The organism is Candidatus Contubernalis alkalaceticus, from assembly GCF_022558445.1.
Classification (GTDB): Bacteria; Bacillota; Dethiobacteria; order SKNC01; family SKNC01; genus Contubernalis; species Contubernalis alkaliaceticus.
In genome coordinates this window covers 1,805,299-1,832,083 of sequence record NZ_CP054699.1, presented here as the reverse complement: position 1 = coordinate 1,832,083, position 26,785 = coordinate 1,805,299, and the positions used below count along the sequence as shown (strand labels likewise).

Sequence of the window (26,785 nt, the reverse complement as noted above, 5' to 3'; positions counted from 1 at the left end):
AAAAATAAATTAGAAAGACCTTTCACCATTAAAAAATTAATCTTTGGAAAGGGGGATAATTTATGTTTTCAAAAAGTACATACAAGCTAAACGAAGTAAAATCAACACAGTCACAATTAGAGAAACAAAAAACAGTTAATACTCATAAAAAAAAGGAAATGGATCAGATTGCTAATCAGACGCTCCGACAAGTAATTGATACACTAGACGAGCATATCCAAATGGATAATATCAATGAGTTTCAAAAAAAGCAGTTTGATGAAAAAGTTCTTGAATCTCTGAATGAAATATTAATGGAAAACAGAATACCCCTATCCCAAGGAGAAAAACAGAAAGTAATTGAGTATGTTACAAATGAAATGTTCGGTTTTGGCCCCATAAATAATCTAATTAGTGATCCCAACGTTACAGAAATAATGGTTAACGGATCTGATAAAATTTACGTGGAAAAGGGTGGGAAGCTTCACAAAACCGACGTAAGTTTCCGGGATGATGACCATGTACTGCACATTATTAATAAAATAATTAACCCTCTGGGCAGAAGGATTGATGAGAGCAGTCCCGCCGTTGATGCCCGGCTGCCTGATGGTTCAAGGGTGAATGCAGTTATTTCACCCTTGTCAATAACAGGGCCTTCACTGACTATCCGAAAATTTTCTACAGATCCCTTTCAGACGGAAGATTTGATTAACTTCAATAGTATAACCAAGGATATGATTGATTTTCTTGAAGCCTGTGTTAGGACAAGGTTGAACATTATTGTATCCGGGGGAACTGGCAGTGGCAAAACTACTACGCTGAATGTCCTTTCCAGCTTTATTCCTGAGGGGGAAAGAATAGTAACCATTGAAGATACGGCAGAACTTCAGCTTCGACAGGAACACGTCATTACTTTGGAAAGCAGGTCTGCTAATATTGAGGGAAAAGGAGAGTATTCCATTAGAGAACTGGTCCGTAACTGTTTGCGAATGAGACCAGATCGTATCGTAGTGGGAGAAGTTCGGGGAGGAGAGACACTGGACATGCTTCAGGCCATGAATACCGGTCATGATGGTTCAATTTCCACACTCCATGCCAACAGTCCTCGAGATGCAATAGTACGTTTGGAAACTATGGTACTAATGGCGGGAATGGAATTACCTCTTTGTGCCATAAGGGAACAGATAGCTTCATCTGTTAATATTATTGTTCAACAGGCTCGTATGTCTGATGGAACCAGGAAAATTACAAAAATTACTGAGCTTATAGGTATGGAAGATGATAATATTAAAACCCAGGATATTTTTGTCTATGAGCAAAAAGGAACAGATCCGGAAGGTATGGTTCAAGGGAAACACAAACCTACAGGTATCGTTCCTCAATGTATGGAAAAAATTCTTCTACGGGGAGAAGATTTTTCTATAGAAAGAATACCTGAATGGAAACAGCAAAATAATGTCATTGAGTCTGAACCAGATTACCAGGCATTCCATGAGCCAGAAAAAAATTCATCAGGAGAATCTGGTAAAGTGGTCCGGCCGGATATTTTTGCTTTAGAAGAACTGGAAGTTCCACTAACATCAACTGGTTCTACCTGCTTTTCTCAGGTGAACGAAACACAACCAACAGGGTTTTACAGAGATCGAGAGAGAAACCTCTGCAGCTTAATACCGGAAAATATGAGGGGTATTAATATATCGGTCAGCGGGTTAGAGCCAATAGCCAATTTCATTAGTTATGGCAGTAAAGTAGATATTCTAGTTGTTTATGCTGATGAAAGGGATAACAGAGGGCTTTCTGCTTCCACCATTGTTGAAAATGCATTGGTTCTGTCGGATCCATGGAAAACTGAAACCTTAGAGGGATCTCCCGGAAAACCTGAGGTTATATTTATTGCAGCAACCCCTGAACAGGCAGAAAAACTAGTATATGCCAGCGTGAAAGGAACTTTCTATATAACAGTAAGGACACATTAAAGCCTTTCCATGGAAATGGAGTGGCTTTTTTTAAGAGATACTAAAAGCCAGTTAGCCTTGACAATTTCATAGGAATTAAATAATTAGTTCCAGTTTCTATGGTGATGGAATAGTATACAAAGTATAATATTGGAATTTTATATATTTCAAACATATAATTATTTAAGTGTTAATGAAAGAAATAGTTAATTCAAGGAGGGAGTATAATGAAAGTTTTAGTTTTTGCTCCCCATCCAGATGATGATCTGATAGGCTGTGGAGGAAGTCTGGCTAAACATGTCAAGAGAGGCAGCCAAGTTACCGCAGTGTATATGACTTCTGGAGATGCTGGCAGCAAAAGATACTCAAAGGAAAAACTTGCCAAGATTCGAGAAAATGAGTCTAGAGAAGCAGCTAAATTAATCGGTATAAATAAACTAATCTATCTTAGAAATCAGGATGGCTTATTATGCTGTAATGAAAAAAATATATACAGTGTTACAAATATTATTAAAATTGAAAAACCCTGTGTGGTGTATGTTCCACATATTAATGATGGGCATAGAGATCATAAAAAAACTAATGAAATTGTTATTGAAGCTATAAAAAGAGCTGGCCTGCCAATTCTTTTTGAGTTTGACAGGCCACCATGGATGGTGAGAAAAGTCTTGTGTTATGAAACTTGGACGCCATTACCAGTCGTAACTTTTAAAGAAGATATATCAAATTATTTTGAATTAAAGGAAAAAGCATTAAAACTACATAAATCTCAAATCGAAAATATTAATCATCTAAAATCTATAAAAAAATTATACGAAAAAAATGATATTTTGGTCAGCAAAGAAAAGAAATGGGAATTATTTCAAGTATTAAAGGTAAATAAATAATTATATTTGATAAATCTCCTAAGACATGATTCTAATTTGCCGCAGGTTCTTCTATTTATATTAAACTATCAATGATTATTCTATGGTACTGTAGTATTTTAGCATTTCCAATAATAATCCTGGGTTTTGTGTTCACTTCTATTATCCATGGCCAAAACCTTTGGTCAAGACCGATATCAATACCTAATTCCCTTAAATTGCTATATTCTTTATTCAAGACCTTTGCTGTATGATCCCCAATGTGATAAAGCATTGATGTTAATTCTTTAATTTCCCTGAAATCAGCACCCGTCTTATTAATGACCTCTTTAAAAGGTAAAAGTGTTCCTCCCTGGCGGTAATTTGTTACTACTCTTTTGGGTGCAGCCAGTACAGCAGTAATACCGGTTATCTCCCAAGCATTATACGGTTTCTGTACCCATATCCTTAAATTAAAAGGTCTCTCATTAATTTGCAGGACATCAATTCCCTGCTGAATTAAGAATTTTTTACCGCCGGAAAGTACCTTAACAAAGTCGTTAACATTTGAAATTTCTTTCATTAATAATCTGTTGCAATTGTAGTGGACTATAAAATGTTCATTATATCTTTTAATCCCAGCTACTTTTAACCCTTTTCTTCCGCGGTCGGGTTTAACAAATATTAGGCAATAACTGTTTAACATCTCGATTAAATTACTTTTATTATATATTATTGTTTTTGGAATGAATTTACATAAATTATCGTCACTCTGCATAACCCTGGTTTTTTTTAGTTTACTGCGGACAACCTGGTAACGTGTCATATAAATCAATTCCTTTGTATAAATTTCACTCCATTCTTAAGATTTTTTTTAACCTGCGGCGTTATTTAACTCACAGCTGATATACTTTGCATACTCCAAGGGATTAAGGAATGCTTTTTCAATTGTTTCTTTATCCCCTGTATTACACAAAGAAACTTTGGCAGACTTAGCATTACACTCAATTAACCATACTTTACCATTTTTATCTAAGCCGACATCAATTCCGATTTCCCCAAATAATCCATAAGATTCCTCAAGATACTTGTAAACAGCAATAAGAAAGCAGTCAACAGTATTTTTTAACTCTTTAATTTTATCATCTGAAAGTTGAAAATGTTTTTTAAATAATACTTCGAAAGGGTAACTTTTGCCCCGGGTAGCAATTGGAGCATTTTTTGTTCCCATCCTGGCAGGAGCAGCCGTAATTTCTAATTCTCCATTTCCATTCCTTTGAAGCTCACCTCGAATATCTATAATTCGGTTGTCAACGGTCAGTAAGTCAATAGCCTGCTGAACTAAAACTTTTTTCCCTTGAAAAAACCAATGAATTACTCTAAAAAGAGCATATAAATCCTTTACTTCACCCACAACAACTTGTTTAGAATAGAAGCTATATTTATATTTAGTATCTGATATTTTAGTTATGGCCATAACCTGCTTACCCCGACTTCCCCTGCAGGCCTTTAAGTATATACTTCTGCTTTTTTCCAAGATGAATTTAAGATCGGTGGTGCTTTCCAGGAGTCTGGTTATAGGTAAATTGGGACGTAAAGTATCATTTTTTTCTATTAGTTTATATAATTCATACTTATCAAAGTAATCCAGAGGATTTATTTTTTTAATCCCCATCTCTTTAAATCTCTCACGAACAAGCTTAAAATTTTTTCTTTGTTGTAAATTTCCTTTAACCCGGTCGTAGAGAACATCGGGGAAAGGGAAGTCATTTTCTTTCCAAATTTGTTCAGTTTCATCAAAATAGATTCCTTTAATTATACAATGTTCAAAATCTACGTCTTTGTAAGAGAATAAATACAAAGTAGTACCGGCAATCTTATTAACCTGATTCAATTTTTTAAGCCTGAAATAACAATTATTCTTTCGATTTTTTAACTTATTTATTACTCTCCTGCTTACAAATACAGCTACTATAGGTCTCTTTAACTCTGTTATTAAATTTGTTTCACTCATAATGATCCTCCAAAATTCTTTTTTTAATTACCATGAAGAGTGCCATATATTGTTTTTTCTATAACAACATAAATATTAGAACACATCTTTTGGCACAGTCATTTTTTAATACTACAGTATGCAAAGATTGTATGGTAAGTTACTCTATGAAAAAAATAAGATTTTCACTAAATTAAATTAATAACCATTACTTAATTCAAAGGATATTTAAGGTTGCATAGTTAATATATATGAGATAAATATTTTTATCTGAGGTTTAATTTTTACAAGCTTATTAAAAATTGGGGTGATATCATGAATTTAAATTATTTATGTTTAGGCTGTTTGGAAGATAAGGGTGAAGCCTTGGAATGTCCTCATTGTGGATTTATTGAAGGGACACCTCCAGAATCGCCGGCTCACTTACCCCCGGGCACAATTTTAAACGAAAAACTTTTAATCGGGCGGGCGCTGGGACAGGGTGGTTTTGGAATTACATATTTAGCCTGGGATATGAACTTAAATATTAAGTTAGCCATCAAGGAATATTATCCTCAAGATCTTGCATCTCGAACCGTGGGACAGAGCCAGGTTTCTGCTTATTCGGGCAGTTTAAACAGCCAGTATGAATATGGGTTGGAGAAATTTTTACAGGAGGCTCGAACTCTAGCCCAATTTGAGGACCACCCATCCATTGTATCGGTGCGGGATTATTTTCAGGCTAATCAAACGGCATACATAGTAATGAGCTATATAGAAGGAGTCACTTTAAAAGGTTATTTGAAACTCTCAGGAGATAAACTCCCTGTTGATAAAGCCATGAATATAATTATGCCTGTGCTGGATGCCCTGCATGAAGTTCATGAAATAAACGTATTACATCGGGATGTCTCTCCAGACAATATCTTTATCAACCGCAAGGGCCAAGTAATTTTAATAGACTTTGGAGCGGCTCGCCAGTCCATAAAGGACAAAGGACGTAGTTTATCCATTATACTAAAACCCGGCTTTACGCCGGAGGAGCAGTACCGAAGTAAGGGTATCCAGGGTCCCTGGACGGATATTTATGCCACGGCAGCTACTCTATATCGGATGATTACCGGGCAAATGCCTCCTGAATCTCTGGATCGATTGGAACAGGACACACTGGAGCCTCCTTCAAAACTGGGGGTGACAATTGATGAAAACCAGGAACGGGCAATACTGAAAGCTATGGCAGTCCGTGGAGCCGATCGTTTTCAGACAGTGCGGGAATTTCAACAAGCACTCTTAGGGGAAGCTGCTGTCCCTCCTCCGGAACTTCCCTCTTCTGGGGAAAGTTCTTCAGAGGTTCAGCCTGAGTCCGGGCCTTCACCTGGGGAAGCCTTGAAAGCCAAAGCTGCACCTCCATCAAAAAAACCCAACTACTTTTTAATTACTCTGGGAGTCTTTGGCGTTTTAGTTCTGTTAGGCATTATATCATTAAATATTATTAGTTTTTTGTCGAGCTATTTAGATGGAGAATTAATATCTCTAGATGACAAGACTGCATCGGTTGAAAATACGTTAAGTGGACTGCCATATGATGATAATTTTACAGGGCCGGGGGAAGTTCAAGGACATAATCAGGAGCAGGGCTTGGAAGTACAAAAGGAAGTCAGGGGCAATACCACAGGAAATATTGTTAATGGTGCTTTTGTTGCCCACCAGGGTGAATGGATCTATTATTCTAACCCCAGCGATAGGGGAAATCTTTATAAAATTAAAAAAGATGGTAGTGAATATACCCGTCTAAATAATGATGATTCAGGCTATATAAATGTAGTTGGAGATTGGATATATTACAGCAATTATGATGATGACAACAGGATTTACAAGATTGGCACCGATGGTCTTGGAAGAACCCTTTTAAGTGATTATTATTGGAATTTTTTCATTAGTGTTGTAGATAATTGGGTTTATTTCACTGGATGTGAATTTCATGATGATGATTACTCTAATCTTTATAAGATGAGAACCGATGGCAGTGAACTAACTATCTTGGATAAAGGTTTTGATGGACATTTTAGTTTCACAGGAGTCAATGTAGTTGGTGACTGGATATATTATTCTGATATGATAAATATTTATAAGATAAGGCTTGATGGCAGGGAGAAGACTAGTGTGGTGGGGGATGGAGCTGTTTCTTTAAATGTAGTGGATGACTGGATTTATTACGTTAATATAGACGACGATTATACGATTTATAAAATTACAACCGATGGAAGCAATCGAACCCGCCTTAATTACCACGATTCTGATTCTCTTAATGTATACGGTGACCAGATATATTTTAATTGCTGGGAAGATGATTATAGTATTTACAGTCTCTATAATATGAGAACAGATGGAAGTAATCTTAATAATGTATATAGTGATGATTTTTATTCATATTTAAATGTATTAGATGATTGGATATATTTTGTTAAATGGGAAGAAGAAGTTTTATATAGGATTAGTCTTGACGGCAGTATCTTGCAGTATTTTGATTAGAGTTTACGGTTTTTAACCTTTTAATCCTTTGAGCCAGTTTTTTTAAACGGATATAAACTGTTGTCATGGTTTTTATTCTGCTTAATTTCAGCGTAGGGAAAGTAATAAGACTCCTACCTCTAAGCGTTAGCGTAGGTGGGAGGTTCACTAGGAGGAAAACATGCATCATTCAATTACCGGCGGATACTCCTTGAGGAAAATAACAGCCATAGGGCTTCTGGTAGCGGTGGGAACTATTGCAGCCCCTTTCTCTATTCCTATAGGGGTGGCACGAGTCTACCCTGTACAGCATACTATTAATGTGCTGATGGCGGTTTTATTTGGTCCAGGCCCAGCTGTTACAGCTGCTGTTTTAACATCAATTATTCGTAATCTGATGGGAACAGGAACAGTTTTGGCTTTTCCGGGTAGTATTTTTGGTGCACTTTTGGCAGGATTGTCCTACCACTATATAAAAAGAGATCACGTGGCAATGTTAGGAGAGATACTGGGAACTGGACTGCTTGGTGCATTGGCGGCATTCCCATTAGCAAAATGGCTTTTGGGATTTGCCGGTATAGTTTTAGCTTTAATCATTCCTTTTTTTCTCAGCAGCCTTGTGGGAGCCATTATGGGAGTGGTAATCTTAAGGCTTATGAGAAAGACAGGTTTTTTATATTAATATTATTAATAATTATAGAGGGAGGGTAAACAGATAACTGTGGATAAACCAAAAATAAATCTAAGTCTTTATGTCGTAACGGACCGTTATCTTTCTGGAGAACTCCTACCGGGTAAGGTAGTGGAACAAGCTATCAAAGGGGGAGCTGCCTGCATACAGCTGAGGGATAAAGAGGGAGCTGGCGGGGAATTATTTAAAAGCGCCCTGGAATTAAAAGAGATTACTGAAAAAAGAAATGTTACATTTATTATTAATGACCGTTTGGATATAGCTTTGGCTGTTAAAGCCGATGGAGTGCACCTGGGACAGGAGGACCTGCCTGCAGCGGTGGCCCGCAGTATTATGCCTGAGGCCATGATTTTGGGAGTATCGGTAAACACTGTTCAACAGGCTCTTGAAGCCCAGGAAGCAGGGGCTTCGTATCTGGGAGTAGGCCCTGTGTTTTCTACCACAACAAAGATTGATGCCAGGCCGCCTATAGGGCTGGATGCCCTTTCAAAAATTTGTTCACAGGTTAATATTCCGGTGGTTGGAATAGGGGGAATTGATGCCGGCAATGCCAGCTTAGTAATAGAATCAGGGGCACATGGGGTAGCTGTGGTATCATCTGTGGTGGGAGCAAAAGATATAACCAGGGCAGCAGAAATAATATCCTGTGCTGTATCAAAAGTCTTAAAATAGAACAGCATATAAAAGTATAATAACTATTAAGAATTATTTTGTTTTCTTTGATAATAAAGTTTTCCATTGGGATCTATGCTGGCAAAAATAATTTCTTTTGAATTATCTATCCCAAACTTTTTTAGTTCATTATTTAACCATTCTTCGGTCAATCCAATATTTTTTAAATTTTTTCGTTCCAATTGACCGTCGATAATTAAGGGGTGGCAGAGACCCTCATATTGGGTTTCTATATTTAAGTCTTCAGGAGTTACCGGCCTTTTCTGAGATTTTGGTATAACGCTAATTTGTCCAGTGGTCTCCATGATAGCAAATTCCACGTCTGAAATATTTGAATAGCCGCTAATGCGCAGCTGTTCTAAAAGGTCATTTAAATTAACCCTAAGATTAGTCAATTCCGATTGAACAATTTTACCATTTTCGATAACTATAGCAGGTCTTCCAGAAAATATAGCACTGAGTTTTTCAGATTTCATAGATAACGTTGATACTGTTACCTGAAATATTAACAACAGCAAAATAGGAAGCACACTGTTTATCAAGGGAATGCTGATATCTTCCATGGGTAGGGCAGCCAGTGCTGAAATCATTATAGCTACTGCTAACTCTATAGGCTGCAATTGCCCAATCTGCCTTTTTCCCATTATTCGCATAACAATAAAAACTAGAACATAAAGAATAACTGTTCTAATCATAACAACAAACATATTTTAATTAGACCTTCTTTCTACTAACCTTAAAAAAACATCTTGTATTATTATCACCGATGAGAAAATAAATATCCGTTATTAATCTTTAAATTTTATCAGTGATTACTAAAATATTTAATCCGTTTTATGATAATATGTTGAAGAGAGATGAACCAGTTTATGTTGAAAGTTCTGTTATGTTATAATGTTATAGACAGAACTTTTGTTTTTTTCTTAATCTTGTTAAGCATGATATATAAGCGAACGGGAGGGCTGACATTGTCAGAAGTTGTAAAAAGAATTTACGTAGAAAAACGCAGGGTTTTCAATATTCAAGCCCGTGAATTATTACAGGACCTGAAAGAGAATCTCCGTATCCATGGATTAAAAGAGGTACGCATTGTTAACCGCTATGATATTTCAGGAATTTCCCAGGAAGAATATAACATAGCCAGAAATATAATTTTTTCTGAACCTCCTGTGGATCTTGCCTATGATGAAGAACTTCCCATCAGCCCAAAGGAAAAGGTTTTTGCCGTAGAATATCTTCCGGGACAGTTTGACCAGAGGGCGGATTCAGCGGCTCAATGTATCCAGATTTTAACCCAAAAACATCAGCCTCTAGTCCAGACCGCACAATTAATCGTCTTACAGGGGGAAATTTCTCCCGATGAGTTTACAAAGATAAAAGAATACTGTATTAACCCCGTGGAGTCCAGGGAAGCCTCCCTGGAAAAACCGGAAACCCTGGAAATGGAAACTGTTGCCCCGGAGGATGTGGCCATTTTGGAAGGGTTTATTTCTATGACTGCAGAAGAACTTTTTTTACTTCTGCAGGAACTGGGACTGGCCATGACTATGGAGGACCTGTTTTTATGCCGGCAGTATTTTAGGGATGTGGAAAAGAGAAATCCAACGATTACGGAAATCAGGGTTCTGGATACCTATTGGTCCGATCACTGTCGTCATACAACTTTTATGGCCAGCATTGAAGAAGTGAAGATTGAAAAAGGCCGGTTTTCCGCCCCTATTGAAAATGCTTACCAAAAATATCTGGACTCCCGGGAATATCTTTACGGGCAGGAACAGAATCAGCGGGAAATTTGCCTGATGGACATTGCCCTTATAGGGATGAAAGAACTTAAAAAACGAGGAAAACTCCAAGACCTTGATGAATCTGATGAGATTAACGCCTGCAGCATTATTGTCCCTGCCGACGTGGATGGACGCCGGGAGGAATGGCTGGTAATGTTTAAAAATGAAACCCACAACCATCCTACAGAGATTGAGCCTTTTGGGGGTGCAGCTACCTGTCTAGGAGGTGCTATCCGGGATCCTCTGTCAGGCAGGGTTTATGTTTATCAGGCCATGCGGGTTACCGGAAGCGGGGATCCAAGGGCAGCCGTGGAGGATACTCTGCCGGGCAAACTACCTCAGAGGAAGATAACCACCGGGGCTGCTTCAGGTTTCAGTTCTTACGGAAACCAGATCGGACTGGCTACTGGACAGGTGGCAGAAGTTTATGACCCAAGATTTATTGCCAAACGCATGGAGATTGGAGCTGTTATCGGTGCTGCTCCCCGGGAAAACATAGTACGTAAAAAACCCGTTGAGGGGGATTTGGTGCTTCTGGTAGGAGGGAGGACCGGGCGGGACGGCTGCGGTGGAGCCACCGGTTCATCCAAGGAGCATACGGTGGACTCACTTTCCTCCTGCGGGGCAGAAGTCCAGAAAGGGAACCCCCCAACGGAGAGAAAAATTCAAAGATTATTTAGAAACCCCAAGGCCAGTACCCTTATTAAAAAATGCAATGATTTTGGTGCTGGTGGCGTTTCTGTAGCGATTGGTGAGCTTACGGACAGTCTGGAGATTGATCTGGATGCTGTCCCTAAAAAATACGAAGGATTGGATGGCACGGAACTGGCCATCTCCGAATCTCAGGAAAGAATGGCTGTTCTGATAGCCCCGGAGGACGTGGATATTTTCTGCCGTCTGGCCCGGGAAGAAAACCTGGAGGCCACCGTGGTGGCCAAGGTTACCTCCAGTGGGAGGCTCAAGATGTTTTGGCGGGGAAAGACCATTGTGGACCTCAGCAGAGATTTTCTCAACACCAGCGGTGCAAGGCAGAAGGCCAGGGTAAAAGTAGTCCCACCGGCGGAAGAGAGCTGTTATTTTGAAAAAATTCCCGAGGCCGTATCTGCTAAACTTACGGATTTGTCCAAAGCCTGGCTGGCTAATTTAGGAGATCTTAATGTCTGCAGTCAAAAAGGCCTGGGAGAGCGCTTTGACAGCACCATTGGAGCCGGATCAGTGCTGACCCCCTTTGGGGGGAAATACCAGGAAACCCCTGCTCAGGGGATGGTGGCTAAACTCCCTGTCTTAAATGGAGAAACTACCACGGCTACCGCTATGACCTATGGTTATAATCCCGTTCTGGCCTGTTGGAGCCCTTTCCACGGTGCCATGTTCGCTGTAGTGGAAGCAGTAACCAAGATAGTTGCTTTGGGAGGAGAATATCAAACAGTTCGACTCACTCTTCAAGAATACTTTGAAAAACTTGGTGAAGAACCCTCCCGGTGGGGAAAGCCCTTCAGCGCACTTTTGGGAGCCTTTTACTCACAAAAGGAATTAGAAATACCGGCCATTGGCGGAAAAGACAGTATGTCCGGGACTTTTATGGATCTTGATGTTCCCCCGACCCTGGTAGCTTTTGCCGTAGCCGCCATGGATGCAGAAAAAACTGTTTCCCAGGAGTTTAAAAAGGCAGGCAGTAGAGTAGTTCTAGTACAGGTTCCCAGGAATGAAAGAGACCATATGCCTGATTTTACTATCCTAAAGAAAAATTTTGATAGCATCAGTCAGCTGATATCCAAAGGATTGGTTTTATCTTCCCACACTATAGGAATGGGAGGATTGGCAGCGGCCATAAGTAAAATGGCTTTCGGCAACAGGGTGGGCATGGTGTTTAGTGAAACACTTGACCCCAAAAGACTCTTTGTCCCGGATTATGGTTCAGTTATTTTGGAGGTGGAGAAAGGGATAGATCTTCAAGAATTCTTCAGTGATCTACATTATATAATCTTGGGTCACACTTGCTCCAGTGAAGTAATCACCATTAATGGTGTAAATATTGATCTTAAAGAGGCCTTTGACCAGTGGATTAAACCTTTAGAAAAAGTATTTCCCAACAAAAAAAATGAGTCAGTTGAAAAGCCTCCGCAGATTTCTTATAAAAAAAGAAATACTATAAAGCCCAGGATTCAGGCAGCTCGACCCAGGGTATTTATTCCAATTTTCCCAGGAACAAACTGTGAGTACGATACCGTTAGAGTTTTTGAAAAAGCCGGAGCACAGGCAGATACCCTGGTAATAAACAACATTAACCCGGCTGGCGTTGAATCTTCAATTAAAGAAATGGAAAAATATATATCCCAGGCCCAAATTATCATGATACCCGGAGGGTTCAGCGCCGGGGATGAACCGGAAGGTTCGGGGAAATTTATTGCCGCCATGTTTAGAAACCCTCGAATCAAGGAGGCCGTTACCAACCTGCTCCAGGTAAGAGATGGGCTTATGCTGGGGATCTGCAACGGTTTTCAGGCCCTCATCAAACTGGGGCTTCTACCATTCGGTGATATTGGAGAAGTTACGGAGAACTCTCCAACTCTGACCTTCAACACCATCGGGCGCCATGTTTCCCGCATGGTTCAGACTAAAGTAACATCAGTCCACTCTCCATGGTTCCGCTGTATGGAGGTGGGTGAAATTCATACTGTGTCCGTATCCCACGGAGAGGGAAGATTTGTTGCCGATGAAACACAGCTTAATGATTTGTCTAAAAAAGGCCAGATTGCTACCCAGTATGTTGACCTGGAGGGCGAGGCCAGCTCAGATTTTAACTTTAACCCCAACGGTTCATACTGGGCCATTGAAGGAATTACCAGTCCTGATGGACGAATACTGGGCAAAATGGGACATTCAGAGCGAATCGGTTCCCTGGTAGCTATTAATGTGCCCGGGGAAAAAGATCAGCGCCTCTTTGAAGCCGGGGTTAAATACTTTAAATAACCAGTAATTATCCAGAAAGCAGTCACTGGAGGATTAAATATATGAACAAAGAACTTGATGATGCAGAACTAAAGCAGGAATTAAACGAAATGTATGGTGATGAAGAAATAAATCAAGATATGCAGCGCAAGAAGCCCTGTTGGGTAATCCGTATTATTGCTTTTTTAGTAGTTATTTTGTTTTTAGGATATACCCTTAATAGATGGTTTGTCATTTGGCAGTGGCCAAAAGATATAATAGAACAGCACCATACAGTTCTGGCTCATGATGCAGAGATAAAGGAACTGCAAAAAAGTGTTGTAACTCTAAAAGCCTACACCTCTGATGGTGAGCTAAAAGGAACAGGGTTTAATATAGAAGAAGACGGACTGGTGGTTACAAATCGTCATTTGGTGGAGGGAGCGTATCTAATAACTGTTTCTTTTTTGGAAGAAGGTATCTTTAAAGTGGTTAACTGGAGTTACTCAGAAGAATATGATCTGGCTGTGCTGGAGCTGGAGGCAGAGGGATTGCCCTTTGTGAATATGCAGGAAGAGTTTATCCCTGGAATAGATGATGAGCTGCTGATCATTGGCAATCCACTAAGTCATAGAAGGATCGCCAGTTTGGGAGAAATGAAAGGGTATAGGGAATCCCAACAGGGCAGCCGAACACTATTAATCTCCGCTTCAATATTTCCTGGTTCCAGCGGCAGTCCCGTTTTTGACAAAGACAAGAAAGTCGTGGGTGTAATTTTCGCCTTCTTAAAACAAAATGTAGAAGAAAACAATTCTATGGGATTAGCAGTGCCATCTTCAGAGATTTTATATTTTATATCTACAATGTAGGTTTCTTTTCTAGTTTGTTTTTCAAAGTTTATAGCCAAGGAATTCCTGCAGGTTTCTAGATCAGACAACAATTGGTCTAGAAACCTGTTTTATTTTACAACAAATAGACTAAAAAAAAACAAAATAATTTCCCTTTTTTCGTAATAACTAAGCTGTTAATACGTCTTCATAAGTGAAGCTAAACAAAAAGGGGGAGATATTTAAATGAATAAGAAATTTATCATCATCGGTGCCATAGTATTTATGCTGGCGGCAGCTGGTGGAAGTATTGCCGCACAGGGTGGCTGGGAAAATGGCTGGGAAAAAGTTTCACGTCAAGCTGCTGAGGAGACTTTCCAAGAAGTATTAATTGGTGAAGGGCAGCTGAACGGCCGTATTGACAACAATTCGGTGGAGATCGAAGTTAATGGTGAAATAAAAGCTTTTGGATTAAGCGATGAAATTATTGAGCAGGAGTTTACAGATGGCAGCCCGGTAAAGTTTGAATATTTTATTGATAAAAACCAACGGGGCTTAATTACAAAGCTTGAAGTTTGTGATCAAAAAAAGGATACCATCATGACGGCGGCAGGTGTTTTTGTCGGTTTTGCAGACAGCCATACTGTGGAAATTAAAGTAGAGGGAGAAGCAAAAGCCTTTGGGCTGAATGAAGGCATATCTACAGCAAATCTCCAGAAGGGAGATAACATTACTTTTAAATACAAAGAGAATCAGTCAGGCAGGCTGGTAATTATTGAACTTGAAAAGAAGGGTAATGATCATGATAAGGAATTGCAGAGTGCAGAAGGGATACTTACCGGCCGCATTGACAGTCATTCAGTTGAGATTAAAGTTAACGGAAAGCACCAGGCCTTTGGTTTGAGTGAGGCTCTGCTGGAAAAGGAATTTGCCGTAGGAGAAATCAGTTTTAAATACTATATAGATAAAAATGGACGTTCAATTATAACTGAAGCCGATTTTCAGAAACCAAGAAAAGATGAAATAAAAACAGCCCAAGGTATTTTCTCTGGACTGGCAGATAACCATACTGTAGAAATTGAAATTAATGGGAAACCTACATCCTTTGGACTGGAGGATTACGTTACTTTCATTGGAGTTGAAGAGGGGCAGGAGATATTTATCGCTTACCAAGAGGACGCCGCCAGAGAAAGGCCCGTAATAATTAAGATAGAGGTTGTATTCTAATTTAATAGGTCAAAGTCTATTAAGTGAATAAAAAAAAGGCTCTTGAGAAAGTGAATTTAAGAGCCTTTTTTACTTCCTGCAAAAAATCTAGAAACTGGTATGGGAGTATAAATATCTTTAATTAATTGTTTAAATGATGGGAATTTACTTAAACGGTATTTGTAAGGAAACTTAAATAAAACCAAAGTATTTTTATTCAACAGAGGTTTTAATACATCATATACTTCCTTTCCAGTACTACAATTTATAACCTTAATTTTATTCATACCCAATTCAACAGCTCTATCTTCTATATTCTTTGCTTCATCTCCAATGGTCACCAGCAGGTCTACTGATGCTTTAACAACACTTTCACCAATGAGGGAATATTCTTTTTTCCCCTTTTCACCTAATTGCGGCATATATCCAATAACTGCAACTTTTTTTCTTCCCTCAGCCGTTTCTCTCAATACTTCAAGGGCAGACTTTACAGAGGGTGGTGTGCAGTTCCAGGTATCATCAATAATAGTGCTTCCATTAAAACCCTTCCTAAACTGTAAATGCTGGCGCATTATTGCTAAATCCCGCTAATGCCTTAGCATATCTAAATGGCGTTACCATAATTTTTTTATATCTTTCAGGAAATACTTCTGTTGTTCTATGGTTTAATTGAAGCTCCAGTAACCATAAATGTAGATTAGAATCTAAAATTATGTCTGCCGCCACATCACCGAGATGCATTCCTGATCTTTCATAAATGTGAATGGCTTTTATAGTTAAAGTAATCATTTTCTCTTCCATTCTATCTGCTGCTGTTTCACTTAGATTATAAATAGTTGTTAAAGCATCTTTTCCTATTAAAGCTTGTTGTCTGCATTGTTTGTTGGTAATAACACTACCTTCCTGGGATATTTTAGCAACACATCCTTTATAGGACCATTTTTTATCCTCATCTCTTTGCAGAATTATTCTAAAATCCACCAGTTTTTTTTCCGTCTCAAAGGGAACTGCCTGCTGAATAATAGATGGCTTAATTACTCTTTTGTTTAAGAATTTACCCATGCTATTATAATCTTGAAAATAATACCTTTGCTTTCTTTCATCGATAACTAAGAATTTTTTATTTGATTTCAAAACACATAGAATGCCTTTCCCTTGAGATTTACTGAAAGGTTTTAAATAAAGAGATTTATATTTCTTTAACAGGCCTATTAACTGTCTTACACTTTTATAATTCTCGGTGTAAGGTAAGTGTTTTATAAGTTTTTTGTCTTTTGACAGTTTCCTATATATATTCCATTTATTCAAGTTGCGAAAATATGAATTAAAAATATTGTTACCTATCTTTTTCTGTAATGCTCTTACTTTATTTTGACTTAAAAAAGAACGATTAAAAATGGCATCAGGAAGGGGAAATTCGCCATACCACCATGCTCTACCTGAAATTACCCCTTTGGGATCGTAATAGTAGCCTTTTATTCTGTTTCGAGCTAGATCAATAGAATCTTTTGTGCAGATATAAATTAATCCCTTTATAGACATATAATCAGAAAATCTAGGTAAATGGGTTGTTAATTTTTTTTTGTTTAAATTATAAAAACTTCCCATAACAATGTAGGCAATAACTGGTCCAAGATGAATCTCCCTATCTTTATGGTATATTTCATAAGGGATTTCTGTGGGAATTGTATACTTATTTGATAAGCTTATAGGAAGACCTATAGTGTTATCTAAAAGATCATTGTTAATAATTACTTTCAAGTGTTTTTTTAATGTACCAACATTGATGATAATGAGGTTTGAACACTGCAATCGATTATATAAATTTAAGTTCACTGCCGCTTCCGTTGATTTTAGTGATTTAAACCATAAATAATTCATTATTTCTCTCCTGATTGCTTTTTTTAAATATTCTATTCAACATTTTTGTATTACGTTCATAAGCTGATATCAAACAATATGTTGTATGGAGTGATTTTTATGAGTATAAATAAATCAAAGATATTGCCTGTTGTTACACTCTTTGATATTTTTGGTAAGGATTTTATTTTAAATTCTAGAGCTTCTTCTTCGGATTACCGATGGCTGCCTAAAAATCTGGATTTTCTCACAGGGCCACCCCTCACCATAGCCGGTAATATGCCTGTGATCTGTAGTTATTCAGTTGCTGCAGAAGATGTAATAACTCTTATGAAGAGTGCAAATCTTGAAGTAAATCCTATTCTACATGTATACCGTTCATATAAAGAATATAGAGATTTAGCAGCCTATTTCCTCAGTCAAAAAAAGAAAATAGTTTTTAATTATCCTCATCCCTCCTCAGAATTTAATAAGGAAGGATATTGGATTGACCCAAAGCTTGTAAAATTTTTAAATAATAAAGCTAATTTGGAAAGGCTGGTACCTAAAGAACATGTTCCGAAGAGAATTATTGTTCATCCCAGTGAGATAATTAAAACTGCTAATAAATTCAATAAATTACCCCTGGTAATCAAGGCTGCAACTGATCAGCCCACCGGAGGAGGTTGTGATGTAATCATCTGCAAAGATAGAAATGATATTAATAACGCCTGGGATTATTTTCAAACATGCAGCACAGTTGTGTTGGAGGAATATATTGAAATAAATCAAAATTATAATCTTCAGTTTGCTAAAACAATTAACCATCAAATCATATATCTAGGAGCTTCCCAGCAAATCAGCAACCCTACCGGCCACTATTTAGGTAATTGGCTTGTAAAAAACAATGAGCCACCCGGGCTATTAATCCAATTGGGACGCTTAATCATGGAACGCGCCTGTTCTTTAGGTTTCATGGGTATAGTTGGATTTGACATAGTTATTTCTAAGGAAAATCGGGTGCTGGCAATTGACCTGAATTTCCGCATAAACGGCTCAACACCAGCACTGCTTCTCAAAGAAAGCATTTTTAAAATCCATAATGCATCCGTTTTATTATCCAGAAGCTGGAAACCTAATATGAACTGGAATAAATTCAAGCTTACCTGCCAAAATGCTATAGAAAGCGGTTACCTTATACCCATTTCCATATATAATCCATTAGTAGATTCCAATTCCCATTCTATTCCTCATATATCAGGTATTTTAATCGGATCTTCTAAAGAAGATATTTTAAAAAAAGAGCGCCTGCTTGGCTTTAGTTAAGAGGTAAGCTGAATTTTTAATGGAGGGGTTATTAATGTCCTTAATAAAAATAGATAATAATATCCAACCAAATTCAATTTATTTGAATAGTTCAATACTTAAAAAAGCCAATATTAAATCAAAAAACATAATACTTCATTTTGGCGCATTCAAAAAAGTGCTCGCCATTAATATTGACAGCTATATACAACCGGCAGATATCATTATTCCCGGTAAATTAACAGAACAAATCTCAATTCCTGATGTACCTTATGATTTTTACTTTCGAGGAAATGATTTATTCTTAGGTCCGGTTATTGGCTTTTTGACAGCTGTTTATTATAAGAATCCAAGAAAGGCTATCCTGCGATTTACAAATTATGAAAACATAAAAGGGCTTATATATATATTTAAAAAAGAGTCAATTAACATGAAAAATAAAGACATTACAGGCTATTATTTTGAACCTCAAACCAAAACGTTTTTAGAAGGGATATTTCCTTACCCCAGCTCAATTTTTTGCCAACAAAACGTAAATAAAAAAACCTTTAGATATTTAAATAAACACATAGGAGATAAAATTTTTAACAGACCCTGCAATATAGATAAATTCAGTTTGTGGAACATTTTGTCTAAAGATTCTATTTTGGTGGATCATTTACCAAATACAGTTGAATTTAAAAATGTAGAAACCCTATTACAGATACTCATAAATCTAAATCCTGTTTATTTAAAACCCTTTAATAAAGCCGGGGGAATTGGAATTTTACACGTAAAAAAAATTGAAAGAAATTATATGCTTACAGATATTTATGACAGAAAGTATTATATGGAAAATGAAAAAGACGTAAGAAACATATTGAAAAAAAAGTTAAAAAGAAAAAGAAAATATTTAATTCAACAGGACATACCTTTTACGTATCAACAGCAAAAAGTTGATTTTAGAATTTATCTTCAAAAAGACTATACAAAAAATTGGATTTATTCCGGTATGGAGACTAAAATTGCAAAAAAAGAAAGTATCATATCTAACAAAAAAAAGCGGTCTAAAATGATGCCTGCGGAAATAGCTCTTAAAGAAATTTTTAATTTAGATACCCAAAAAACACATCAGGTAATAAACAATGCCGTTGAACTTTGCATAAAAGCCCTTAAAATAATAGAAGAAAATGGCTATCACCTGGGTGATGCTGCGGTAGATCTAATAATTGATCAAAATTTTAAAGTTTGGATAATTGAAGTTCAATTAGTCTACGCATCACTTAGAAAAACAGTTAGATCAATAGATGAACAACAAGTGCTGCCGGCAGTACTTCCTACACCTTTTGAGTATGCTAAAGCTTTGGCAGGCTTTTAATTTTCCATGAGAGGGAGATAACATTATGTCTAGAACAATAGGCATTCTTGGGGGAATGGGACCCTTAGCAACACTAGATTTATTTGAAAAAATAATTAGAAATACTGATGTCACGAAAGATCAGGACCATCTTCCCATAATAATTTATAATAATACGAAGATTCCTCCACGAACTGAAGCTTACTTTGAAGGGGAGGAAAGACTATTACCAGAGTTAGAAAGGTCAGCTCAATTACTGGAACGTGCAGGAGCTGACTTTATTATTATGCCTTGTAATACTTCTCATATCTGGATTAAAATAATAAAAGCCAGCGTTAATATTCCCATATACAGCATGATAGAAAATACAGCAAATTACGTACAAAAACAAGATTCTCTTATTAATAGTCAAATTTTGCTGGTTGCAACAACCGCCACTGTAAACAGCCAGATATATCAAAGAGCTTTGCAATCTTCTAACAATAAAATAATCATCCCAGATCCGGATGAACAAATTATTATCTCATCCATGATAGAACACTTAAAAGCTGGGTTGACTTATAATAACCCTGATCTTAATTCATTCAAAAATATTTTAAATAAGTATAAAGAAATTGGAGTTTTTGTTATATTGGGAGCATGTACAGAAATACCGATTTTATTCCCTTTATTAGACAAAAGCTTAGTAATGATTGACCCAAATTTGTTATTAGCTGAAATGGCAGTAAAAATAGCTAAAGGGAGAACATAAAAACACCGGCATTTACTGCCGTTGCCCTGACAGTTACTAAAACCACCTTAGTTTTTATCAGACGTTTTCGGAAGTACAGAAGCCGGAAATAAAAAGGTTTTTCTGACTTCCCCTTATATTTACATAATTTAAAGCTTACCTTTACAATAACTTTAAAATAAATGAAAGGTTTTTTCTGTTATTTTAAGAATAAAAAACACATATATAAGGGCAAACCTTAAATAACTTTGCTCAAATCTTTTACCAGGAGGAAAAATAACATTGAAAAAGAAAAAAATCCTGTTTGTATGTATTCATAATTCTGCCAGAAGTCAGATGGCCGAAGCCTTTGTTGAACTGCTGGCCGGTGACCGCTTTGAGGCCCATAGTGCAGGGCTGGAGCCGGGTAATCTTAACCCTTTGGTTGTTGAGGTTATGAAAGAAATTGATATTGATATCTCAGGAAAAAAAACAAAAAATGTCTTTGATTACTATAAAAACGGTACTCTATTTAGTTATGTCATTACTGTATGTGACCAAGCCGGTGGGGAGAGGTGCCCCTTGTTTCCGGGTCTGGTTAAAAGAATACACTGGGGTTTTCCTGATCCGTCATCCTTTGAGGGCTCTTACCAGGAAAAATTAGAAAAAACCAGAATTGTAAGGGATGAAATTAAGGAAACTGTAACTCAATGGCTGGAAACAATATAACCCAAAAATTTTTCATCCTTCATAGGTGTTTAAATCAGGCAATCTAAAATCCTGCAATATCTGTCCCTTTCTTTTATGTGAGAGCCGCTATTGCCTTTGTGTTTATTTTCATGTTACTATTACAGTAGATTTAACATTTTTAGAGTCATGTCAAATTATGGATTTAAGTTTATTATCAATTAAGATGTAAGAGAGTAGATGCTGGATAGATTTTAGACTTAGAGGGAGGTTTGTTATGGATTTATTTGTTAAAATGTCCGGGCTGCACTTTCCAAATCCATTTATACTATCTTCAGCTCCACCAACAGCCAGGGGAGATATGATTAAAGAGGCTTTTAGATTGGGATGGGGAGGGGTTGTTACTAAAACTATAAAACCAGACAAAATGGCTTTAGAAAATGTATCACCCCGTTTTACTCCTTTAAGAAATTCCAAAAAAAGTATTATAGGATTCCAAAATATCGAACTTTTGACTACACGTTCTTTAAAATCGTGGTTACAGGATATTAAAGAAATAAAGGATGAATACCCTGAAAATATATTAATAGCCAGTATCATGGCTGAAGTAAAAAAAGAAGACTGGCAGGAACTGTCTCTTGCTGTTCAGGATGCAGGAGCTGATGCCCTGGAGCTTAATTTTTCTTGTCCCCATGGGATGCCTGAACAAGGGGTAGGACAAGCGATTGGTCAAGATCATCAAATTACCGGAGAGATAACCAGATGGGTAAAAAAGGTGGCAGACGTTCCGGTTATTGTAAAACTAACACCTAACGTTACTGATATTACCATAGTGGGAAAAGCAGCTAAAGATAATGGTGCCGATGCATTATCAGCCATAAACACCGTTCAGGTATTAGCTAATATAGATTTAAATACATTTGAACCGCAGCCATCTGTGGAAGGGAAATCAACCTTTGGTGGGTATTCAGGTTTAGCTGTTAAGCCAATTGGGCTGCGCTGTGTGGCTCAATTAGCCTCCAGCGTTGAATTACCAATATTAGGAATAGGCGGTATTGGAAACTGGCAGCATGCAGCTGAGTATATGCTGGCAGGAGCTTCTACAGTTCAGATATGTACTGCTGTAATGTTAGAAGGATATGAAATAATCAGTGAAATGAAAGCAGGATTAAGTAGATATTTAACAGATAAGAATTTAAAAACTGTTCAGGAGTTAACGGGATTGGCTTTACCTAAATTGACTAGTCACGAAAATCTTAGTCGGCAGTACCGTGTAACAGCTGAAATTAATGAGGATAGTTGTGTCGCAGGTTGTAATAAATGTGTGGTTGCGTGCAGTGATGGGGGCAGACAGGCAATAGAACTCAATGAACATAAAAAGGCAGTGGTAAATGAAAGTAAATGTGATGGGTGCTCTTTATGTAGTCATGTTTGCAATAATAACAGCATAAGTATGAGAGTTAATTGATTCCATACTGAATGAAGTAACCGCCAGGAGTGATGTTGACCTGATTGGTGACAAAGAGTTCAGCCCTGACAATATCACGGAGCACTGCACCACTGCTGCAGTAACCAGCCGCCTTAAGTTAGCAGATTGGGTGCGGACCAGATGACCTTTAATTGAGAGAAAAAAAGGAGTTAAACAATATGCGTATAGTGCTGGCACCTGATTCCTTTAAAGGCAGCCTTACAGCTGCTCAAGCGGCAGAAAACATGGCAATAGGTATTAAAAAAGTTCTGCCTGAAGCCCAAATCATCAAACTACCCCTCTCCGACGGGGGGGAAGGTCTGGTTGATTCACTGGTAGGGTCAATGAACGGGGAAATACGGCGGGAACTTGTATCGGGACCTCTTAAAGTACCGGTAGAGGCATATTGGGGAGTGTCGGAAGACGGAAAAACAGGAGTGATAGAGATGGCAGCCGCCTCCGGCTTAACGCTGGTGCCACAGGAGAAGAGAAATCCTATGTTCACTACCACCTATGGCACAGGAGAATTAATTAAGGCAGCCCTGAAATACGGATGTACAAAATTGATTATTGGCATTGGAGGCAGTGGCACCAACGATGGAGGGATGGGGATGGCGCAGGCTCTGGGAGTAAAGTTCCTGGATAAAGAGAGGGGAACTCTAGGTTTGGGAGGCGGACAATTGATTAAACTCGATCACATCGATATCAGCGGCCTAGATCCCACATTAGAGAAAGCTTCTATCCTGGTTGCCTGTGATGTGAACAATCCCCTGACAGGGACGCAGGGCGCATCTGCAGTTTATGGGCCGCAAAAAGGGGCTGATGGGGAAATGGTGAACAAATTGGATAACGGATTAAAACATTTTGCCAAGATTATTAGAAGGGACCTGGGAGTAGAGGTGGAGCACGTACCTGGTGCCGGGGCCGCAGGAGGCCTTGGGGCCGGTATCATGGCTTTTCTCAAGGGACAGTTGACTCCGGGTATCGATCTTGTTATGGACATGGTTGGCCTGGAAAAGGAGTTGGCTCACTGTGATCTGGTTCTTACAGGAGAAGGAAGGCTGGATGCCCAGTCCGTTTTCGGCAAAGTTCCTGTTGGGGTAGCCCGTAGGGGTCGCAAATTTGGTGTTCCTGTGATTGCTCTGGCAGGCAGTATTGCAGCAGGGGCGGAAACTCTACATAGAGAGGGGATAACCGCTTATTTTTGCATTATTGATGCACCTATCTCTCTGACTGAAGCAAAAGAAAGAGCAGCCGAGAATATTCAGCGTACCACAATGGAAATCATGCGTTTGATAAACTTATGATATTGTCCTAATATAGAACATTGTTCTATGCATAAGAATAGTAACGACGAATATCGAAAAAATATGACTAAACATAACATAACATAACATAACATAACATAACATAACATATAATAATATAAAAAAGGAATTCTATAATAAAAATATAATCATTTAAGTATTAAAAATAATAGATTTTTTAGGAAAGCGATAATATGAATTCTACCTAGACACCTTTGTCCAGATGTAGATAAACAGCATCACCGACAAGATTTATTAGGGTCGGTTTTTTGTTATTATGGGATAATATTTTAGTACATTTTCTACTTTTTTTCGTTAATTATTGTTAGTTTCTACCTGGAGGATTGCTTCTTCAAACGCTGCAGAAGCTTGAAGTACTAAATGGTCACTATATCGCCTGCCTATAATCTGTAATCCAACAGGAAGTCCACTTTTGGTAAAGCCACAGGGAATAGAAGCTGCAGGCTGTCCGGTAAAATTAAATGGATCTGTTAAAGAGGTCCAAGAAAACTCTGACACCTCTTTGTTATCAATGATTGTAGGGCCAATAGGCCCTCCTTCACCTGAGTCAAAAGCAGTTACAGCGCTGGTAGGGGTTATAAGCAGGTCATATTCATCAAAAATCTTTCTTACTTTCTCCCAAAGAACTTGTTCTCTTACAAATTGGTCCCTAACAAGGTCTTTATTGGCAATATCAAATATTTTATCAAAAATATATTGATTAGCTGGATAGGCTACTTCTTTCCATTTATTTAATTGCTGCTCATTAGCAGTAATCATGTTGGTTATAGTAATGGTTTCCAGGGCCTTTAACATATCAGGAAGATTTGGTTTTATTTCTTCAACTTTACAGCCAAGGCTTTCAAAGGTAAGTGCTGCTTTATAAACTATGCTCTTAATTTCAGGGTCTACGATAGCATAACCTAAATCATGGCTGTAAGCTGCAGTAAGCCCTTTTACTCCCTTGTTTAAAGTAGACAAATAATCAGTTGTACCTGCCGGTAGACTTAAACGATCCCGTTCATCTGGACCAGCTAATACCTCCAGCGTAAGGGCGGCATCTGCTACTGTCCTGGTTATTGGACCTTCGTGAATTAATGAATCCCATCCCGGCAGCCTGGGATATATCGGAACACGTCCAAAAGAAGGTTTAAACCCATAAACCCCACAAAGACTGGCAGGGATACGGAGAGACCCGCCTGTATCATTTCCTATGGAAATGGGACATAATCCTGCAGCCACTGCTGCAGCGGAGCCCCCACTGGAGCCTCCGCTGGTTTTTTTATGATCCCAAGGATTTTGAGTTGAACCAAAAATGAGATTGTCAGTTATGGGGAGCAGGCCAAACTCAGGCATGTTGGTTTTACCCAGAATTATTGCACCGGCTCTTTTTAACCGTGCAACCAAGACAGCATCGCTATCAGGTACAAAATTTTCATATAATTTTGACCCAAAAGTAGTCCGAACACCCTGGGTATAAATATTGTCTTTTAAAGTTACAGGAATTCCATGAAGGAGTCCCAGCTGTTCCCTTTTATTTACACTTTCCTCCGCTTTTTTTGCCTGATCCCTTGCTGAATCCTCCATAAAGGTGACCACAGCATTGATTTGGAGATTTTTTTTTTAATTGTCTCAAGATAACATTCCAGTACTTCAACGGGGGAGACCTTTTTATTTTTAATTAACCGGACAATATCCAAACCACTGCTCCAGCAAATATCTGTCATCATTTAATCACTATCCTTCAATTAATTAATATTTGCGTTGTTTAATTACTAGTTTTTTAGTCAAATAAATAGATAAGTGATATAATATGCCGTGAAAGTATGTAAAAATATGCTGCAAGGTTAGCGTTTACAGTTGAGCCGCTGGTTATACCATAACCCAAAAAACTCCTCCGATTACAGAAATATTCACCTCTTACGGAGGGCATTAGCACACAAATTAGCTAATGAATTGATAAAAAATGGTGCCACGGTAATGAGAGAAATCTAATTATAACTATTGGAGGTGTCACTTTTTGTTAAAATTATGGGGAGTATTTCTAGATTGGGTAATTGCTATGATAGCTGTTTTTGCTCTTGCACGAGTGCTTGGATACGAAAGTGTGAATGACATTGGAGTATGGCGTTTTGTGGTTATAGGTAGTTCTTTATTTATGATTACTCAATTAATACGCTATAAAATTACCGGGAAAGTTCCCTGGTAACAACATATTTTTATTTTTTAGAGCCATAAAAAGACCCTACATTACAATAATATGTGGGGTCTTTTTAATTATAAAAAAAAATCTTTAAAAACCCTTGACATTATAACTGGTGTTATATACAATAACAGTAGTTATTCTTTATAACATAAGTTTTATTTTAAAACTTATGTTATAAAGAATAACAAGAGTTATGTCGGAGGTGGTTTTATGATTCAACCCAGTGTGTATTCCTATTCCCAAATTATTGAGGCTGACTTTCAGCTAATTCAGGAACAGGGTTGGGATGCGGTTTCCACCCGAGCTATTGCTAAAAAAATTGGATCATCAACCATGCCTATTTACTCCTACGTGAAGTCTGTGGAGGAGCTGCAAAAGGTTCTTCGGATAAAAGCCCGGGGACTTCTTAAGGAATTCCAGCAGCGTAAATATACCGAACATATTCCACGGTGTTGGTAAACTCGGACGCCTTCGGTTCAAACTCTGATCAAGCTATTCTACGGTACCTTAAGAATGCAGGGGAGGCGTTTAAATCTGGGGAACCAATAATGCACA

General features: G+C 37.9%; 22 protein-coding genes and 1 pseudogene. 17 read left to right on the top strand and 6 right to left on the bottom strand.

Annotation, left to right across the window (positions count from 1 at the left end):
* Positions 1-62: 62 nt before the first annotated feature.
* The 3 genes and pseudogenes from HUE98_RS09125 to HUE98_RS09115 all read left to right on the top strand — a co-directional run.
* Positions 63-1,388 (top strand): annotated as a pseudogene (locus HUE98_RS09125) (CpaF family protein); the annotation flags it as partial.
* The gene (locus tag HUE98_RS18080) at positions 1,365-1,955 is read left to right on the top strand and encodes an RcpC/CpaB family pilus assembly protein (RefSeq protein ID WP_318036552.1); all 591 of its coding nucleotides are present in this window, start codon (positions 1,365-1,367) and stop codon (positions 1,953-1,955) included. The pseudogene HUE98_RS09125 and the gene HUE98_RS18080, both read left to right, overlap by 24 nt.
* A 206-nt stretch (positions 1,956-2,161) precedes the next feature.
* Complete coding sequence (locus tag HUE98_RS09115; RefSeq protein WP_241420350.1) at positions 2,162-2,821, top strand: PIG-L deacetylase family protein; 660 nt, start codon at positions 2,162-2,164, stop codon at positions 2,819-2,821.
* 55 nt (positions 2,822-2,876) lie between these two features.
* Here the strand turns inward: HUE98_RS09115 and HUE98_RS09110 are convergent, their stop codons facing one another.
* Together HUE98_RS09110 and HUE98_RS09105 are read right to left on the bottom strand one after the other, a co-directional pair.
* Positions 2,877-3,605, bottom strand: a complete 729-nt coding sequence (locus tag HUE98_RS09110) for a YheC/YheD family protein (RefSeq protein WP_407080253.1) — start codon at positions 3,603-3,605, stop codon at positions 2,877-2,879.
* A 48-nt stretch (positions 3,606-3,653) separates the two neighbouring features.
* Positions 3,654-4,793: a YheC/YheD family endospore coat-associated protein gene (locus HUE98_RS09105; RefSeq protein ID WP_241420348.1), complete on the bottom strand. Its 1,140-nt coding sequence runs from the start codon at positions 4,791-4,793 to the stop codon at positions 3,654-3,656.
* A 294-nt stretch (positions 4,794-5,087) separates the two neighbouring features.
* On the opposite strand from HUE98_RS09105, the gene HUE98_RS09100 reads away from it, so the two are divergent.
* From HUE98_RS09100 to thiE, 3 genes are all read left to right on the top strand, one after another.
* Entirely contained in the window at positions 5,088-7,283 is a 2,196-nt protein-coding gene (locus HUE98_RS09100; protein ID WP_241420347.1) for a DUF5050 domain-containing protein, read from the top strand.
* A 160-nt stretch (positions 7,284-7,443) separates the two neighbouring features.
* Positions 7,444-7,944: an energy coupling factor transporter S component ThiW gene (thiW, locus tag HUE98_RS09095; protein ID WP_241420346.1), complete on the top strand. Its 501-nt coding sequence runs from the start codon at positions 7,444-7,446 to the stop codon at positions 7,942-7,944.
* A 39-nt stretch (positions 7,945-7,983) separates the two neighbouring features.
* Positions 7,984-8,625, top strand: coding sequence for a thiamine phosphate synthase (gene thiE / locus HUE98_RS09090; protein ID WP_241420345.1), 642 nt, complete (start codon positions 7,984-7,986; stop codon positions 8,623-8,625).
* 26 nt (positions 8,626-8,651) lie between these two features.
* Here the strand turns inward: thiE and HUE98_RS09085 are convergent, their stop codons facing one another.
* Positions 8,652-9,332: a YetF domain-containing protein gene (locus HUE98_RS09085; protein WP_241420344.1), complete on the bottom strand. Its 681-nt coding sequence runs from the start codon at positions 9,330-9,332 to the stop codon at positions 8,652-8,654.
* 231 nt (positions 9,333-9,563) lie between these two features.
* Here HUE98_RS09085 and HUE98_RS09080 point away from each other — a divergent pair, with 231 nt between their 5' ends.
* The 3 genes from HUE98_RS09080 (at position 9,564) to HUE98_RS09070 (ending at position 15,394) form a co-directional block, all read left to right on the top strand.
* Positions 9,564-13,382, top strand: coding sequence for a phosphoribosylformylglycinamidine synthase (locus HUE98_RS09080; protein ID WP_241423532.1), 3,819 nt, complete (start codon positions 9,564-9,566; stop codon positions 13,380-13,382).
* A gap of 41 nt (positions 13,383-13,423) precedes the next feature.
* A complete protein-coding gene (locus HUE98_RS09075; RefSeq protein ID WP_241420343.1) occupies positions 13,424-14,209 on the top strand; it encodes a S1 family peptidase in 786 nt (261 codons plus the stop codon).
* A gap of 204 nt (positions 14,210-14,413) precedes the next feature.
* Positions 14,414-15,394 (top strand): hypothetical protein, encoded by a 981-nt coding sequence (locus HUE98_RS09070; protein ID WP_241420342.1) that lies wholly within the window; start codon positions 14,414-14,416, stop codon positions 15,392-15,394.
* 56 nt (positions 15,395-15,450) lie between these two features.
* Here the strand turns inward: HUE98_RS09070 and HUE98_RS09065 are convergent, their stop codons facing one another.
* Both HUE98_RS09065 and HUE98_RS09060 read right to left on the bottom strand, forming a co-directional pair.
* Complete coding sequence (locus HUE98_RS09065) at positions 15,451-15,945, bottom strand: glutamate ligase domain-containing protein (RefSeq protein WP_241420341.1); 495 nt, start codon at positions 15,943-15,945, stop codon at positions 15,451-15,453.
* Complete coding sequence (locus HUE98_RS09060) at positions 15,923-17,254, bottom strand: YheC/YheD family endospore coat-associated protein (RefSeq protein WP_241420340.1); 1,332 nt, start codon at positions 17,252-17,254, stop codon at positions 15,923-15,925. The genes HUE98_RS09065 and HUE98_RS09060 overlap by 23 nt, the downstream gene beginning before the upstream one ends.
* Positions 17,255-17,353: 99 nt before the next feature.
* On the opposite strand from HUE98_RS09060, the gene HUE98_RS09055 reads away from it, so the two are divergent.
* From HUE98_RS09055 to HUE98_RS09030, 6 genes are all read left to right on the top strand, one after another.
* Positions 17,354-18,538 (top strand): hypothetical protein, encoded by a 1,185-nt coding sequence (locus HUE98_RS09055; RefSeq protein ID WP_241420339.1) that lies wholly within the window; start codon positions 17,354-17,356, stop codon positions 18,536-18,538.
* Between the two features lie 34 nt (positions 18,539-18,572).
* On the top strand, positions 18,573-19,874 hold the full coding sequence (locus tag HUE98_RS09050; RefSeq protein ID WP_241420338.1) for a YheC/YheD family protein: 1,302 nt from the start codon (positions 18,573-18,575) through the stop codon (positions 19,872-19,874).
* 25 nt (positions 19,875-19,899) lie between these two features.
* Positions 19,900-20,604, top strand: a complete 705-nt coding sequence (gene cuyB / locus HUE98_RS09045; RefSeq protein ID WP_241420337.1) for a cysteate racemase — start codon at positions 19,900-19,902, stop codon at positions 20,602-20,604.
* 261 nt (positions 20,605-20,865) lie between these two features.
* Positions 20,866-21,291 (top strand): arsenate reductase ArsC, encoded by a 426-nt coding sequence (locus HUE98_RS09040; protein WP_241420336.1) that lies wholly within the window; start codon positions 20,866-20,868, stop codon positions 21,289-21,291.
* A 235-nt stretch (positions 21,292-21,526) separates the two neighbouring features.
* Positions 21,527-22,717 carry an NAD-dependent dihydropyrimidine dehydrogenase subunit PreA gene (gene preA / locus HUE98_RS09035; RefSeq protein WP_241420335.1) on the top strand — a complete coding sequence of 397 codons (1,191 nt, stop codon included), beginning with the start codon at positions 21,527-21,529 and terminating at the stop codon, positions 22,715-22,717.
* A gap of 179 nt (positions 22,718-22,896) precedes the next feature.
* Positions 22,897-24,024, top strand: coding sequence for a glycerate kinase family protein (locus HUE98_RS09030; protein WP_241420334.1), 1,128 nt, complete (start codon positions 22,897-22,899; stop codon positions 24,022-24,024).
* A gap of 315 nt (positions 24,025-24,339) precedes the next feature.
* Here HUE98_RS09030 and HUE98_RS09025 read toward each other — a convergent pair whose 3' ends face one another.
* Complete coding sequence (locus HUE98_RS09025) at positions 24,340-25,632, bottom strand: amidase (protein ID WP_407080313.1); 1,293 nt, start codon at positions 25,630-25,632, stop codon at positions 24,340-24,342.
* A 412-nt stretch (positions 25,633-26,044) separates the two neighbouring features.
* On the opposite strand from HUE98_RS09025, the gene HUE98_RS09020 reads away from it, so the two are divergent.
* Positions 26,045-26,233 carry a hypothetical protein gene (locus HUE98_RS09020; protein ID WP_241420332.1) on the top strand — a complete coding sequence of 63 codons (189 nt, stop codon included), beginning with the start codon at positions 26,045-26,047 and terminating at the stop codon, positions 26,231-26,233.
* Between the two features lie 207 nt (positions 26,234-26,440).
* Entirely contained in the window at positions 26,441-26,689 is a 249-nt protein-coding gene (locus HUE98_RS09015; RefSeq protein ID WP_241420331.1) for a TetR/AcrR family transcriptional regulator, read from the top strand.
* Positions 26,690-26,785: the final 96 nt, after the last annotated feature.

Bases quoted from the DNA above. Each gene is read 5' to 3' on its own strand.
- HUE98_RS18080 (WP_318036552.1), top strand. From the start codon at position 1,365: ATGGAAAAAATTCTTCTACGGGGAGAAGATTTTTCTATAGAAAGAATA.
- HUE98_RS09115 (WP_241420350.1), top strand. From the start codon at position 2,162: ATGAAAGTTTTAGTTTTTGCTCCCCATCCAGATGATGATCTGATAGGC.
- HUE98_RS09100 (WP_241420347.1), top strand. From the start codon at position 5,088: ATGAATTTAAATTATTTATGTTTAGGCTGTTTGGAAGATAAGGGTGAA.
- HUE98_RS09075 (WP_241420343.1), top strand. From the start codon at position 13,424: ATGAACAAAGAACTTGATGATGCAGAACTAAAGCAGGAATTAAACGAA.
- HUE98_RS09085 (WP_241420344.1), bottom strand. From the start codon at position 9,332: ATGTTTGTTGTTATGATTAGAACAGTTATTCTTTATGTTCTAGTTTTT.
- HUE98_RS09110 (WP_407080253.1), bottom strand. From the start codon at position 3,605: ATGACACGTTACCAGGTTGTCCGCAGTAAACTAAAAAAAACCAGGGTT.
- HUE98_RS09105 (WP_241420348.1), bottom strand. From the start codon at position 4,793: ATGAGTGAAACAAATTTAATAACAGAGTTAAAGAGACCTATAGTAGCT.
- HUE98_RS09065 (WP_241420341.1), bottom strand. From the start codon at position 15,945: ATGCGCCAGCATTTACAGTTTAGGAAGGGTTTTAATGGAAGCACTATT.
- thiW (WP_241420346.1), top strand. From the start codon at position 7,444: ATGCATCATTCAATTACCGGCGGATACTCCTTGAGGAAAATAACAGCC.
- HUE98_RS09015 (WP_241420331.1), top strand. From the start codon at position 26,441: ATGATTCAACCCAGTGTGTATTCCTATTCCCAAATTATTGAGGCTGAC.
- HUE98_RS09060 (WP_241420340.1), bottom strand. From the start codon at position 17,254: ATGAATTATTTATGGTTTAAATCACTAAAATCAACGGAAGCGGCAGTG.
- preA (WP_241420335.1), top strand. From the start codon at position 21,527: ATGGATTTATTTGTTAAAATGTCCGGGCTGCACTTTCCAAATCCATTT.
- cuyB (WP_241420337.1), top strand. From the start codon at position 19,900: ATGTCTAGAACAATAGGCATTCTTGGGGGAATGGGACCCTTAGCAACA.
- HUE98_RS09080 (WP_241423532.1), top strand. From the start codon at position 9,564: ATGATATATAAGCGAACGGGAGGGCTGACATTGTCAGAAGTTGTAAAA.
- HUE98_RS09055 (WP_241420339.1), top strand. From the start codon at position 17,354: ATGAGTATAAATAAATCAAAGATATTGCCTGTTGTTACACTCTTTGAT.
- HUE98_RS09030 (WP_241420334.1), top strand. From the start codon at position 22,897: ATGCGTATAGTGCTGGCACCTGATTCCTTTAAAGGCAGCCTTACAGCT.
- HUE98_RS09050 (WP_241420338.1), top strand. From the start codon at position 18,573: ATGTCCTTAATAAAAATAGATAATAATATCCAACCAAATTCAATTTAT.
- HUE98_RS09070 (WP_241420342.1), top strand. From the start codon at position 14,414: ATGAATAAGAAATTTATCATCATCGGTGCCATAGTATTTATGCTGGCG.